The sequence below is a fragment of the Klebsiella sp. F11 genome (assembly GCF_056712265.1).
The window spans coordinates 481596-495163 of sequence record NZ_CM160060.1 but is presented as its reverse complement, the minus strand read 5'-3'; the positions used below and the strand labels follow the sequence as shown (position 1 = coordinate 495163).

The window sequence follows — 13568 nt, the reverse complement described above, 5'->3', positions numbered from 1 at the left end:
ATGGTTGAAGAATGCGTTCTGGTGCGCAGCGATTCATCCGCTTCGCATTTTCGTCCCTGAGACTGACCATCCAGCAAAACGTAGTACCGGACCGACTAGTGGTTACAATACACCCAGCCTGTTCGGCAAAACAACACCATTCTCATAACATTTAATTTACTTTTACAGCTATTTACGCCGCGTGATGAAGGCATGTTCCTTAGCAGGGTTATTTGCTAAAATATGCCCCCTTCATAACATTATTTACTTTATCCCCTTGCGGATTATTTGCATAAAAATTCATGGTTATGCATAATGATGTTGTTTTTACCACCATAATCCGGGTGACTTATGCGAAGTTCGGCAAAACAAGAAGAACTGGTTAAAGCATTTAAACTACTGCTTAAAGAAGAAAAATTCAGCTCTCAAGGTGAAATCGTCCAGGCGCTGCAGGAACAAGGTTTCGATAATATCAACCAATCGAAAGTCTCCCGCATGCTCACAAAATTTGGCGCGGTGCGAACCCGTAACGCCAAAATGGAAATGGTCTACTGTCTGCCTGCCGAGCTTGGCGTTCCGACGACGTCCAGCCCGCTGAAAAACCTGGTACTGGACATCGACTATAACGACGCCGTCGTGGTTATTCACACCAGCCCGGGCGCAGCGCAGCTTATCGCGCGTCTTCTCGATTCCCTGGGTAAAACGGAAGGCATCCTCGGCAGTATCGCGGGCGATGACACGATCTTTACCACCCCGGCCAGAGGCTTTACCGTCAAAGATCTGCACGACGCGATTCTGGTCCTGTTTGAACAAGAGCTTTAAGCCCTCTCCCTCTGGCTGACGCCGGAGGGCCCTTCAAAAAATGCAGCATTTCTTTAACATTTAGTGTGGTTTTTCACTGCTATACATTCCTTTACTGAATGGAACAGCCGAAAACGCACAAAATATCAAATACATCCATCATTATGATTTTATTAGAAATAGTTAACCATCCTGGCTAATAAACAACATTTCTAATTCTTATCTGTTATAAAAAAGACATTCCTATGTAATTATTTACACTCAAAACAATTAGCACGGTATTAATATTTTTGGTGATTAGTGTATACTTGATTTTGTGATGAGGGTCACGAAACAAGAGCCCTCAATAATAAGATTCGACGAGGTGAACATCATGAAAATCAAAACAACCGTAGCTGCACTCAGTATCCTGTCCGTTCTCTCTTTTGGCGCTTTCGCCGCTGATTCAATCAACAGCGATCAGGCTCAAGGCCGCCAGTCAATCGGCACCGTTTCCGTCGGCGCGGTAAGTTCTTCCCCGATGGATATGCACGCGCTGCTGAACCAAAAAGCGCAGGAGGAAGGGGCTTCTTCCTATCGCATTATCGAAGCGCGTAGCGGTGACCACTGGCACGCAACGGCAGAACTTTATAAATAAGTTTTAACGCTTATCGGTTATTCACTGAATACAGAATATCTCCAGCGGCCCAGGTACATAGCAAACCTCCCGCCGCTGCAATCAACATGGTTGGAGTAAAAATTATGAAAACTGCAATGATCATCGCATCCCTGGGCCTGGCTTCGGTACTCTCCTTCGGCGCCAGCGCCGCCGTACATCAGGTCAACGCCGAACAGGCTCAGAACCTACAGTCTATAGGCACCGTTTCTGTCTCACAGGTAGGCAGCGCGCCGATGGATATGCGTCAGGAACTGGCGGCGAAAGCCGCTAAAGAAGGCGCCAGCAGCTACCGTATTATTGAAGCCCGTACCGGCGATACCTGGCACGCGACGGCTGAGTTGTACAAATAAACCCTCGTCGTCTTATCCGACGACTTGCCCCCGCCTGTCGGGGGCTTTTTTATGCCTGCCGGGCGTTAAAACGTAGTTCCCCTTCCAGCTCTTCTTCCGCTTCATCAAACAGCAAAATCAAAGCGCCAAAGCGCCGACTCTGCTTATCGCTCAAGTGAATAAACTCAATCTCCAGCGGTAGCGGCAGCAGGCCGCCGGTGGTCGCCTCCCAGAGCGAGTCCAGATTGTTTACCCTCTCCCGATTCAGCTCAAAGACGCGCGAAAACTCGCGATAGAAATCCTGCTGTTCCGCTATGTCATCGAAATCAAACGTATAGACCGTCATCGCCCGCCCCCGCTTAAAACCCGCCGCCATTCCCCGCTAAATACCATACCGCCGGACGGTCGCTTTACCATCCTTATATTTCTCAATCGAAGGGGTCCCGTTGATGAATAAGTATAGCGATAAAAAAACCGACGCTTCGGGCGTCGGTTTTGGTCTTTAGCTATTCGTCAGCGCATGCTGATACTTACGCAGCATCTCCACCAGCCGTCGAACCGGCTCCGTCACCTGCGGCGAGGCTTCCCAGAGCCGTAGCTTCTCCTGATAAATATCCAGCTCGTCGAGCAGGCGGGAGAAGTAGCGTCGACGCTTGTCATCATTACCGGCGGAGATCACGTGATCCGCAGTGCGACGCAGCTGGCGATGGTATGACGACAGATCGTCATTAACCGGCACCGGCGCATCCCGCAGGCGCTGATGGGCAATAATTAGCGTCAGCGCGAGGCGGAAACGGGCAATATCGTCCGGGAACTTGTTCAACAATAAGAAGAGCTGCTGATAGAGGGCCGGCAGATGGTTCTCTTTGCGCCTGGCGGTATTGGTGGTCAGCGATGACACCGCCGCCGAGACAAACTGATTGAGCAGCACGCGCCCGGTGCGCGCCCGCGAATTATCCCGCACCAGCAGGATAACCATCAGCGCGAGGAAACAGCCGACTATCTGGCCTAAAGCGCTGTCAAGGAACTGGCTGAACTGGAACTGCATCGGGTTATCCAGCACCAGGATATTGATGGTACCGGCTAGCGCCCCCAGCGATCCCAGCCGCCGCTTCTGTACTTCAATCCCAATGAAGAACGCCATCACCGCCAGGCTAATACATAGCAGCAGCATGCTTTGCTGCGTGGCGGGCATAATCACGAGGAAGAAAAACGCCCCCAGCGGTAGGGCCGCCAGCATCCCGTAGAGAAAGTCCAGCGCCACCATACGCGGGTTTGGCAGGCGCATCGCCAGAGCCGTGACCACTGCGATCATCACCATCGCCCCGCTGCCGGAGGTCCAGCCGGTCCACAGCCAGAACAACGTGCCAAGAATGCACGAAATGGAGGTTCGCCAGAAGTTCACCATCGCATGATGGCGTTCGGCCGACTCGGCCTTCATCACCACTTCGCCCCGCAGCACTTCATCTTCAATACGGCTAATTTTGGTATTGCCGACAACGCCCCTTTTTAACAGCAGATAGCGCGTCGCAGCGCCAACCCAGCTATAGATCGTGACCGGCGTATTATGCTCCCCTTTCCAGGTCAAAAAGCGGCGCATTCTCTTCAGCTGTCGATATACATCCTGCACGCTCTCAACCGGCTCGGCGAACAGCTCGCGGTAATCATCCGTCACCATCTCCGGGCGTGAATTCTGGATTAAGTAGGTCTCGCAGGCCTGGGTGATCAGCGTCAGGGAGAGGGTATTAATCGCCTTCAGGCGCCGGTTTACCTTCGCCCAGCGCGAGGATTCCATAATCAGGTTTGCGCGCATGCCCTCCAGCGCGCTGGTCCGGCGAACCAGCGCGCCCCAGGCTTTATCCACCACTTCGCTGTCGCAGTGCGCCACGCAGAGCTGCATCAGGCGGTAGTGCTCAACCAGCAGGTTATCCAGCTCAAGGTCGATCTCTTTTTTGATCGACCGCGGCGAAAACAGCAGATCCGCCACGATGGCGCTGACAATACCGACCACAATCTCGCTGCAGCGCTCGACGGCGAACTGCGGCGCCAGCATCGGATCGGTATGAATGGTGATCACAATGATCAGCGCGGTATAGCCCGCCAGCCCCCAGGCGTAGGAGTTTTCAACCCGCACCAGGGAGGAGATCCAGGTGCAAAATCCGGCCCACAGGCAGCACACCAGCATCATCAGCAGCGGGGCGCGAATCATCAGAATGATAATCACCAGCGCCGCAATACAGCCGATAAAGGTCCCGACGATACGCAGCATCCCGCGATAGCGAATGGCGCCAGAATAGGGCTCCCCCCCGGCCGCAAATGCCGGACCCGCGGCCACGATTGCCGCCGTCAGCACCGCCCAGCGGGGCGTTTCCAGCTGAAAGTGAAAGCCGACAAAAAGCGCCAACACCACCGCACTCGCCAGCTTAACGGCAAAGCGCAGGTGCCGGGGGTCAATAGTGAAGATCCCCATGACGATTAACCAAACTCACGCAGGCGCATGGCCAGTTTCTGGAAGAAATTCGCCTGCCGGGCGTCGCGGTCCTCTTTGCCGGTGATCACCACAGTTGCGGTGGTCCCTGCCGGCCAGATATTCCCCTGCTGCCGATCGAGGCGAATCCGCACCGGCACACGCTGCGCCAGGCGCACCCACTCGAGGTTCGAGTCCACGGAGGCCATGCCTTTTGCGTCGCTGCTGCTGCTGGCGTTGGTCACCCCGGCGGCAATGCTGTCAACCGTCCCTTTAATCGTGCGGTTGCTGCCCAGCGGGGTAATCTCCGCGCGAAAGCCCGGACGTACGCCCTCCAGCTTGGTCTCTTCGAGATAGGCCATGACGTAGAAGGTATTCTGCTTCACCAGCGCCACCGCCGTAGAGCCGCGGGTAATAAATTCCCCGCCGTAGACGTTGAGGTTGGTCACCCAGCCGTCGGCCGGCGCGCGGATAACCGTCCGCTGAAGGTCGAGCTTCGCCAGATCGCGGCTGGCTACCGATTTCGCCAGCTGGTGTTCTACCGTTTGCAGAACGTTATTGGCCTGATCTATCTCTTCCCGGGACATCGCCTGAACGCCGAGTCGGTTACGACGGCCGGCTTCAACGCGCTTTTCCTGCGCCAGAGTTTGGTAGTAGGAGACGTCGGCCTCGGCCTCCGCCAGCGCCTTCTCGTAACGCGGCTGGTCAATCACGAATAATACCTGGCCTTGCTTAACCAGCTGGTTATCCTTGATATTAACCTGCGAAATCAGCCCCGAGACGTCGGGTGCGATGGCCACGATGTCGGCGCTAAAGCGGGCATCGCGCGTCCACGGCGATGCGGTGTAGTAGACCCACGCGCGGAAAATTGCGACAAATGCCAGGATAACCAGTATCACAGTGATTGCGGTACGGAAGATATTTCTTGTTAGTGTTTTCACATCAACCTCAAACGAACAAACGCGATATCAGATAAAAAAGGCAGCAATATAACGCGGTATTAAACAGTGCAGGGTGCCAGACGAAGTCATAGATACCGGTAGGAACCAGCAGTCGGTGCACCAGCCAGAAAATGGCCAGCGATATTAACAGCTCAAAGAAGATCGGCGGAAACGACAAGCCGAAAATCACGATGACAGGAAACAGACTCATGATGACCTTGATAAGAAGCGTGCAGGTGGTAAGCGTGAAGCATTTATTATGTAGCTAACAATATAGTAACGTAACAATTGCAGCATGATCTATATTATGTGATCTAAATCACTTTTAAGTCAGAGTGAATAATGGAACGACTAAAACGCATGTCCGTTTTTGCCAAAGTGGTTGAACTGGGTTCATTTACCGCCGCGGCCCGCCAGCTCCAGATGAGCGTTTCTTCCATCAGCCAAACCGTGTCCAGGCTGGAAGATGAACTGCAGGTAAAGCTGCTCAACCGCAGCACCCGCAGCCTTGCCTTAACCGAAGCCGGGAAGATTTATTATCAGGGCTGCCGCCGGATGCTGCATGAAGTCCAGGACGTCCATGAGCAGCTTTACGCGTTTAACAACACGCCAATCGGCACGCTGCGCGTCGGCTGCTCTTCAACTATGGCACAGAATGTCCTGGCCCACATTACCGCGGGGATGCTCAAAGAGTACCCCGGACTGTCGGTCAATCTGGTCACCGGGATCCCGGCGCCGGACCTGATCGCCGACGGCCTGGACGTGGTTATTCGCGTCGGCGCGCTGCAGGATTCCAGCCTCTTTTCGCGTCGCCTGGGGTCGATGCCGATGCTGCTCTGCGCGGCAAAAAGCTACCTTCAGCAGGCCGGGATCCCGGAAAAGCCGGCGGATCTCGCCAGCCACTCCTGGCTTGAATACAGCGTGCGCCCGGATAACGAATTCGAAATCATCGCGCCGGAGGGGATCTCGACGAAGCTGATCCCGCAGGGGCGCTTCGTCACCAACGATCCGATGACCCTGGTGCGCTGGCTGACCGCCGGCGTCGGCGTCGCCTACGTTCCGCTGATGTGGGCGATCGAAGAGATCAACCGCGGGGAGCTGGAGATCCTGCTGCCAAGCTATCAGTCGGATCCCCGCCCGGTATACGCGCTGTATACCGAAAAGGACAAGCTGCCGCTGAAGGTGCAGGTGTGCATTAACTATCTGACCGAATATTTTGTCGAGGTGGCGAAAATTTATCAGGGGATGCACGGCCGCGGGTTCGACCATTAGCCGCTGGCGATAACGCGCGGCGGGATAGGTACAGGAAGGGTTACGCCTTCGACCAATGCGAAGGCGTCTTGAGAAAAATCAGGCTGTGCCGCCGACGGTGAGCTTATCGACCTTCAGCGTCGGCTGGCCGACGCCAACCGGCACGCTCTGGCCCTCTTTACCGCAAACGCCAACGCCGCTATCGAGCTTCAGATCGTTCCCCACCATGGAAATCTGCTGCATGGCTTCAATCCCGGAGCCGATGAGCGTCGCCCCTTTCACCGCCTTCGTCACCTTGCCTTTTTCAATCAGATAGGCTTCAGAAGTGGAGAAAACAAACTTGCCGGAGGTGATATCTACCTGGCCGCCACCGAAGTTCGGCGCAAAGATACCGTAATCAACCGATTCGATAATCTCCTGCGGCGTCGATTTACCCGCCAGCATGTAGGTGTTGGTCATGCGCGGCATCGGCAGATGCGCGTAGGATTCGCGACGGCCGTTGCCGGTAGGCGCAACGCCCATCAGGCGGGCGTTGAGTTTGTCCTGCATATAGCCCTTGAGGATACCGTTCTCGATCAATACGTTGTATTGACCCGGCGTGCCCTCGTCATCGACAGCCAGCGAACCTCGGCGATCGGCAATGGTACCGTCATCGACCACGGTACAGAGCTCAGACGCCACCAGCTCGCCCATATGGCCGCTGAACACCGAGGTACCGCGACGGTTAAAGTCGCCTTCGAGCCCGTGGCCTACCGCTTCATGCAGCAGTACCCCAGGCCAGCCCGCGCCCAATACCACCGGCAGCATGCCGGCCGGGGCCGCAACGGCGGCGAGATTAACCAGCGCCATGCGCACCGCTTCTCTCGCCCAGGCGTCGGCACGAACCTCGCCCTCTTCGTTGCCCAGAAAATAGTCGTAACCGAAACGCCCGCCGCCGCCGCTGGAGCCGCGCTCGCGTTTGCCATCATCTTCCACCAGCACGCTGACGGAAAGGCGCACCAGCGGTCGAACGTCCGCCGCCAGCGTACCGTCGGTGGCCGCAACCAGGATCAATTCATACACGCCGCTGAGGCTGGCAGAAACTTCCTGCACGCGCTTGTCGGCGGCCCGCGCCGTTTTGTCCACGCGACGCAGAATGTCCAGCTTCTCTTCACGGCCCATACTTTGCAGCGGATCGATGCTGGCATACAGCGGGCTATACTCCACCGCCCCCAGGGTGCGAACCTTACCGTCGCCGCTGTCGCGCACGATGGTACGCGCCGCCTGCGCGCTTTGTTCCAGCGCCAGCAGGCTGATTTGGTCAGCATAGGCGAAGCCGGTCTTTTCGCCGCTTACAGCGCGAACGCCGACGCCCTGATCGATATTATACGAACCATCTTTGATGATGCTGTCTTCCAGAACCCAGGATTCGTGATAGCTCGACTGAAAATAGAGATCGCCATAATCAAGACGGCGCTCGGCCAACTGGCCAAGAATGGCAAAAAGGTCCTGATGGTTCAGGCCGTTTGCCGACAGTAATTGTTCACTTACCAGGTTCAGACTCATCGTTTGCTACTCGTTTGTTGCCGCCTGTGAGGCGGAAATTAGTACCCAAAATAGTTCAGGCTGCAGAAAGGCGGAAAGTGACAAACCCCGACAGCCTGGAGAACGACGTAACCGGGGCGAACGCGCGTAGCCAACGCATCTGCAGCTTGAAATATAACGGGTGTAGAACGCTATCTATTGAGAGTGCGATAATTCCCCGCAATCGTCAAATCATTGCTTTTTGTCGCTGCGCGCCTGCCGCAGCACTTCATTGATTTGCGGCTGATCGATAGGACCGGTGATGCGATAGCGCAAAATAGACACCTTATTCCACAGCGGCCCCAGCACCTTGCTGGCGGCAAACACCGCGGCCCCGACAATCGGGTTAATCACGAACGCCGTTGCCACGCCGACGGTCGCCGAGATCTCCGGCGCCACCACGGCCTGCAGGTCCAGCTGGCGGCGTACGAGGTCCACCGAGCCCGTCATCGCGATATCCGCCTCAAGGCCGTCAACCAGCGTATCATCGGTGTTCAGGACGCCATCTTTAATCCATGCCGTGCTGCGAATCGAATCGAACCAGAACCCTTCGCTGAAGGTATCACTGAAGTCGAAACGCAGCTTGCGCAGCAGCGCATCCACGCTCAGCAGGCGCAGGAGCTGGCCGGCGTGGCCGGTGCTCAGGTCGGTAAACTCGCCCTTACCAAGATGGCTTTTCAGCACCCCGTTGAGCGAGGCCACATCCGGCTGCCACGGCGGTGCGCGCCAGTGCAGATCGTAGTCGACATCAAACGACGAACCTTTCACCGGCGTTGATACGCCGAAGAAGCCGAAGAAAGAGTCCGTTTTATTGCCGTGGAGCTTACCTTTCAACGACGTGCGTACGCCGCTTGCCGCATTAACCCACTCGCCATCGGAGGTCAGCCGGCCAAAGCCGGTATCCACCAGCCCGTTGGCGAGGGTTAGCGTATCGCCGCTAATCGCGAAGTCGCCGTCGATACGCCCGTATTTTTGCCCCCACAGCCAGCACTCCGCGCAGCGCAGCTGGAGATCCGGCCAGCCGCGGAAATCGATTCGGCTATCGGCAAAGGGGCTGCTGCCGGCCGGCGCCGCATCGCGCTTCTGCGCGGCGGCCGGGTTGTAGTAGAGGTAGCGAATGGCCGCCAGCCACGGGGCGTTTTGCCGCATCGTCAGGGAAGCGTTAATTTCGCGCCCCTGCGCTTCAACCTTCGAACCGCCGGCCTCCGGACGCGAGACAAGGCTGACGTTATTCCAGCTCTGCCCGGCAAAGGTCAGCGACGGCGTCCGCAGGGTAACACGCTCGGGGAAGATGATATTGCTGCTGACTTCATTGGCCGCGCCGCCCTGGAACAGGGCCAGCCACTGCGCCCCGTCCATCGGCGGCATATTCAGCTCTACGCCAGCCTGCTCGGGGAGCGGAGAAACGGCCTTGCTGTCGGAGGTTAAAATCGCCCGATCCAGCGTCAGCTTACGGTTCAGCAGCCAGCGGCTGTTGATATGGTTTTTCGCGCCGATGGAGCCGGTCAAATCAAAGCTGTTTAGCCCGCCCGCGACGTTGATTTTCACGGGTAGCGCTTCGCCTGCCTGCTTGTCTACGGGTGCAGGTAAGTGACTGCTCACATTTTTCAGATCGCCGTTAATATCGACCTTATAGCTTGCGCTGCCGCGATACGGCAGCTCAATCGCCACCTTACCGTCCCACGGCACGCTGCCGCTTACCGCCTCATCGATAGCTTTCGGCAGCAGGCCGGTACGCGACGGCTGCCAGCTGGCGTTCATTCCCACATCGACCAGGAAGGCTTTCGGCCCCTCGGTGGTGGAAAAATTGAGGTTCAGCGGCTGATTAAACCAGCTGGCGCTCATGTTCTCGCTTTTCAGGTCGCCATTCACAAAGCTGAATTTACCGCTCAGGTTGTTCAGCGTTGCGTCGATAGGTTTGATAAACAGGCTGTTATTTTTGAGGTTCACGTCGCCTTTGGCGGTCGTCAGCTCCCCGTCCAGCGGAATGTCGAGATGTAAGCGAGCGCTCACATCACCATCCAGCTGCAGCTCGTCCAGCGCCGCGCCCAGCGTCTCTTTGAGCGGCGTCTCTTTAAAATAAGGGCCAACCTCTTTACCGGCGCCGTTGATATCCGCGTCGATCAGCAGCTTTTCCCGCGCATAGTCGGGGATCGCCGCATCCAGATCGCTGGCGGTCACCTTGCCCAGCATGGCCTTATCGGCCTTCATCCACAGCCCGTTGTTGATAAAGTCGAGGTTGATGTCCAGGCCGGTCAGCGCGGGCCAGTCAGGCTGGAAAGCGAAGGTGGCATTGGTCAGCGGTACGGAAACCTCGAACTGGCCCTCGTTGTGCAGATAGGGGAACAGGTGCGGGTTGCCGCCGTAAACCAGCGTGGCGTCGGTAGCCTGACCGCCCTTAATCGCTCCGCTGAGGTAATCCACCAGCTCTTTGCCCATCAGGTTTTCCGGGAAATAGCGCCACGCCTGACCGCCGTCATTGGTGCTGATCCCTGCCAGAATGCCCAGCCACGGTTCATCCCCCTGCGGCTGCAGATAGCGGAAACCGCCGCGAGCGCGCACGCCGGTCGCCTGGACGTCAATATTGCGCCCGTCGAGCATAAAGCCCTTTTCATTCTTCACCCAGCTAAGGGTCGCATCGCCCTGAGCAATCTCCAGCGGCGCGCGGAATACCGTTTCGTAGGGCATTTTCGCCTGCGTCATGCTGGCATGCAGGGAGCCGTTCTCTACGCTCCCGGCGACGCTACCGGAGAAATGCTCCGCACCGGGCAGGAGCTTCCACTGCTTCCACGAAAAATCGCTCCAGCTGGCCTGGAAGCGCGATTTTTCCGCCGCCTGTAGCGGGATATCCAGCGCCAGGAGATTAATTTTGCCGTTTGGCCGGGTGGTGCGCCAGATTTCGCCGAGCGCGGGCGCCAGCTTATCGGCAAAAGGCTGCAGGCCGGTCAGACCGTTCAGCTCGAGGTTGCTGGCGCGGATGCGCAGCTCGTCGCTGCGCGAATGGCCGTCCCCACCAACGTCCTGTGCCGGGATCCACGCCATCGCCAGCGCGCCGCGGGGCCAGGATTTACCATCAATCGAGATTCGCGTATCGGGGATATGGAAGGCCCAGCTCTGCTTATCGCGGGAGATGTGCGCCGTCAGGTTATCCACCGCCAGCCGATGGGGCTGATCATCCCCCTGCCAGCTGGCGCCACCCTTTTTCAGCCAGACATCGCCGCCGGCGATATCGCCCTTGTCGATAGTCATCCAGCCTTCGAGGCTAAAGCGCGCGCTCTGCAGGGCGATATTGTCCTGCATCCAGCGGCCCAGCCACGGCTTCACGTCGATATCATCCGCCTGCAGCCATACGCGGCCCTGGTTCAGCAGGCCGTTTTCATCGCGCAGATCCATCCGCACCTTCATCACCCCGTGCTGGCCGTTGAGGCTGGAAAGGCTCAGCTCGCCCTCCGCGCGATGGCGATTTTTACCGTTCAGCCAGGTGAGCTGCGGAACGGCCAGCTCGGCGCGCTGGCCGGAGATCGTCACGAAGCTCAGGTGGCTATCGCGGAGAATGAAGTGATCGAACTGGCGCAGGAACAGATCGCCGATGCGATCGGTTTTCAGGCTCTCGCCGCCGTCGTTGGTCTGGATCGGCGTGTTGGTGTGGATTTTTAGCTGCCAGAAGGTGAGATCGCGAAACTGCCAGCGCATGTGGAGCAGGCTTTGCCAGACGTCCAGCGCGAGGGTGACGCGCTTAACCGACAGCTCGCCGCCATCTTTGAGGCCGGCTTTGACATCGCGAGCGTCGAGAGTGGGGCCAAAGGTCTCCCAGCTGGCGCTCAGCCGTGAGGCATCGACCGGAGCGCCGGAGATCGCGGAGATTTTCTCCAGCAGTTGGGGGCGCCACGCGTCCAGCTGCGGCAGCACGAGACGCAGACCGCTCACCAGCAGTGCGATGACAACTATCAGTGTCGCCACGGTGAGCAGTAATATCCCGGGCAGTCGCCTCACGCATCTCTCCTTGTCAAACTATTGCACCTCATCCTTTATCTGCCCCCTCAGCGCGGCGTTCATTCGTGCCGGCCAGTATCCCGCCGGAAGAGTGAGCGAGGGCCAACCGGATGGTTACATCATTACCACATCAAACTGCTCTTGATTATAGAGCGGTTCAATTTGCACTTTGACCTGTTTGCCGACAAAGATTTCGACTTCCGCCAGCGCGTGGGACTCTTCCCCCTTCAGGGTTTCCGCGACGGCAGGAGAAGCATAGACCAGGAAACGATCGGAGTCGTAGGCATGATGGACGCGGACGATTTCGCGCATGATTTCATAGCACACCGTTTCAACCGATTTGACCGTGCCGCGGCCGTGGCAGGTCGGGCAGTCCTTACACAGCACGTGCTCCACGCTTTCGCGGGTGCGCTTGCGGGTCATCTCCACCAGCCCAAGCTGGGAGAAGCCGTTGATGCTGGTTTTCACCCGATCTTTGCTCAGCGCCTGCTCCAGCGAATGCAGCACCCGGCGGCGGTGATCCTCATTATTCATATCGATGAAATCAATGATAATGATCCCGCCAAGGTTGCGCAGCCGCAGCTGGCGGGCAATCGCCTGGGTCGCCTCAATATTGGTATTGAAGATGGTATCGTCAAGGTTGCGGTGGCCGACGAAGGCCCCGGTATTGATATCGACGGTGGTCATCGCTTCAGTCTGATCGATGACCAGATAGCCGCCGGACTTTAGCTCCACTTTCCGCTCCAGCGCGCGCTGAATTTCGTTCTCTACATCAAAGAGATCGAAGATCGGCTGGCGGCCGCTGTAGTGCTCGAGCTTGCTGGTCATCTCCGGCATATATTCGGCGGTGAACTCCAGCAGCGATTCGTAGGTCAGACGCGAGTCGACGCGAATGCGGTCGAGATGGGCGTCGGCAAAATCGCGCAGCACGCGCTGAGCCAGGGCCAGCTCGCCGTACATCTGATAGCGGGTCTGCTGACGCTTCTTACGCTCCATCACCTTGGTCCAAACGCGCTTGAGGTAGGCGGCATCGGCGGCCATTTCCTGTTCGTGTACGCCTTCGGCCGCCGTACGGATGATAAATCCGCCCTGCTCGTCGCAGTAGTCGGCAACCACCTTCTTCAACCGCTCGCGCTCCGCTTCGCTCTCAATGCGCTGGGAAACCCCAACGTGCGAGGCCCCGGGCATAAACACCAGGTAGCGGGAAGGAATGGTGATATCGGTGGTCAGACGGGCGCCCTTGGTGCCGAGGGGATCTTTCACCACCTGTACCATCAGGTCCTGGCCCTGACGCACCAGCTCGGAGATATCGCGCACGGTGAACTGCTTTTGCTCTTCCCCGGCGACGCACTCGGTGTGCGGCATGATGTCCGACGCGTGCAGAAACGCGGCCTTATCCAGGCCAATATCTACAAAAGCCGCCTGCATTCCCGGCAGCACTCGACTAACACGACCTTTGTAGATATTGCCTACGATCCCACGCCGCGCTTCGCGCTCAATATGAATTTCCTGCAGAATACCGCCATCGATATACGCGACGCGCGTTTCCGATGGCGTTACGTTCACTAATAATTCAGCCGTCATCT

11 protein-coding genes are annotated in these 13568 nt (G+C 57.4%); 4 read left to right on the top strand and 7 right to left on the bottom strand.

Translation table 11 applies throughout. The features are described from left to right. Window positions 1-330 precede the first annotated feature (330 nt). The 3 genes from argR (at window position 331) to yhcN-B (ending at window position 1788) form a co-directional block, all read left to right on the top strand. A complete protein-coding gene (argR, locus tag AC1M2H_RS02535; protein ID WP_480150157.1) occupies window positions 331-801 on the top strand; it encodes a transcriptional regulator ArgR in 471 nt (156 codons plus the stop codon). A gap of 352 nt (window positions 802-1153) precedes the next feature. Then, on the top strand, window positions 1154-1417 hold the full coding sequence (yhcN, locus tag AC1M2H_RS02530; RefSeq protein WP_426814003.1) for a peroxide/acid stress response protein YhcN: 264 nt from the start codon (window positions 1154-1156) through the stop codon (window positions 1415-1417). Between the two features lie 104 nt (window positions 1418-1521). After that, a complete protein-coding gene (gene yhcN-B / locus AC1M2H_RS02525) occupies window positions 1522-1788 on the top strand; it encodes a DUF1471 family stress response protein YhcN-B (RefSeq protein ID WP_426814002.1) in 267 nt (88 codons plus the stop codon). A 49-nt stretch (window positions 1789-1837) separates the two neighbouring features. On the opposite strand, the gene AC1M2H_RS02520 is transcribed toward yhcN-B, so the two are convergent. The 4 genes from AC1M2H_RS02520 to aaeX all read right to left on the bottom strand — a co-directional run bounded on the left by AC1M2H_RS02520 (window position 1838) and on the right by aaeX (window position 5386). Further along, window positions 1838-2113: a barstar family protein gene (locus tag AC1M2H_RS02520; RefSeq protein WP_480150156.1), complete on the bottom strand. Its 276-nt coding sequence runs from the start codon at window positions 2111-2113 to the stop codon at window positions 1838-1840. Between the two features lie 156 nt (window positions 2114-2269). Continuing rightward, window positions 2270-4237 carry a p-hydroxybenzoic acid efflux pump subunit AaeB gene (gene aaeB, locus AC1M2H_RS02515; protein ID WP_480150155.1) on the bottom strand — a complete coding sequence of 656 codons (1968 nt, stop codon included), beginning with the start codon at window positions 4235-4237 and terminating at the stop codon, window positions 2270-2272. A 5-nt stretch (window positions 4238-4242) separates the two neighbouring features. Continuing rightward, window positions 4243-5175, bottom strand: a complete 933-nt coding sequence (gene aaeA / locus AC1M2H_RS02510) for a p-hydroxybenzoic acid efflux pump subunit AaeA (protein ID WP_480150154.1) — start codon at window positions 5173-5175, stop codon at window positions 4243-4245. A gap of 7 nt (window positions 5176-5182) precedes the next feature. Next, window positions 5183-5386 carry a p-hydroxybenzoic acid efflux pump operon protein AaeX gene (aaeX, locus tag AC1M2H_RS02505; RefSeq protein WP_004868260.1) on the bottom strand — a complete coding sequence of 68 codons (204 nt, stop codon included), beginning with the start codon at window positions 5384-5386 and terminating at the stop codon, window positions 5183-5185. Window positions 5387-5517: 131 nt separating this feature from the next. Between aaeX and aaeR the strand changes: the two genes are divergently transcribed. Then, window positions 5518-6447 (top strand): HTH-type transcriptional activator AaeR, encoded by a 930-nt coding sequence (gene aaeR / locus AC1M2H_RS02500; RefSeq protein ID WP_480150153.1) that lies wholly within the window; start codon window positions 5518-5520, stop codon window positions 6445-6447. Between the two features lie 78 nt (window positions 6448-6525). Here aaeR and tldD read toward each other — a convergent pair whose 3' ends face one another. The 3 genes from tldD to rng form a co-directional block, all read right to left on the bottom strand. After that, the gene (gene tldD / locus AC1M2H_RS02495) at window positions 6526-7971 is read right to left on the bottom strand and encodes a metalloprotease TldD (protein ID WP_480150152.1); all 1446 of its coding nucleotides are present in this window, start codon (window positions 7969-7971) and stop codon (window positions 6526-6528) included. Window positions 7972-8181: 210 nt separating this feature from the next. Then, entirely contained in the window at window positions 8182-11982 is a 3801-nt protein-coding gene (yhdP, locus tag AC1M2H_RS02490; protein ID WP_480150151.1) for an AsmA2 domain-containing protein YhdP, read from the bottom strand. A gap of 114 nt (window positions 11983-12096) precedes the next feature. Further along, a complete protein-coding gene (gene rng, locus AC1M2H_RS02485; RefSeq protein WP_426813998.1) occupies window positions 12097-13566 on the bottom strand; it encodes a ribonuclease G in 1470 nt (489 codons plus the stop codon). Window positions 13567-13568 lie beyond the last annotated feature (2 nt).

What these genes read in the sequence shown, in the direction of transcription:
- argR (WP_480150157.1), top strand. Translation starts at nt 331, where the DNA reads ATGCGAAGTTCGGCAAAACAAGAAGAACTGGTTAAAGCATTTAAACTA.
- yhcN (WP_426814003.1), top strand. Translation starts at nt 1,154, where the DNA reads ATGAAAATCAAAACAACCGTAGCTGCACTCAGTATCCTGTCCGTTCTC.
- yhcN-B (WP_426814002.1), top strand. Translation starts at nt 1,522, where the DNA reads ATGAAAACTGCAATGATCATCGCATCCCTGGGCCTGGCTTCGGTACTC.
- AC1M2H_RS02520 (WP_480150156.1), bottom strand. Translation starts at nt 2,113, where the DNA reads ATGACGGTCTATACGTTTGATTTCGATGACATAGCGGAACAGCAGGAT.
- aaeB (WP_480150155.1), bottom strand. Translation starts at nt 4,237, where the DNA reads ATGGGGATCTTCACTATTGACCCCCGGCACCTGCGCTTTGCCGTTAAG.
- aaeX (WP_004868260.1), bottom strand. Translation starts at nt 5,386, where the DNA reads ATGAGTCTGTTTCCTGTCATCGTGATTTTCGGCTTGTCGTTTCCGCCG.
- aaeR (WP_480150153.1), top strand. Translation starts at nt 5,518, where the DNA reads ATGGAACGACTAAAACGCATGTCCGTTTTTGCCAAAGTGGTTGAACTG.
- tldD (WP_480150152.1), bottom strand. Translation starts at nt 7,971, where the DNA reads ATGAGTCTGAACCTGGTAAGTGAACAATTACTGTCGGCAAACGGCCTG.
- rng (WP_426813998.1), bottom strand. Translation starts at nt 13,566, where the DNA reads ATGACGGCTGAATTATTAGTGAACGTAACGCCATCGGAAACGCGCGTC.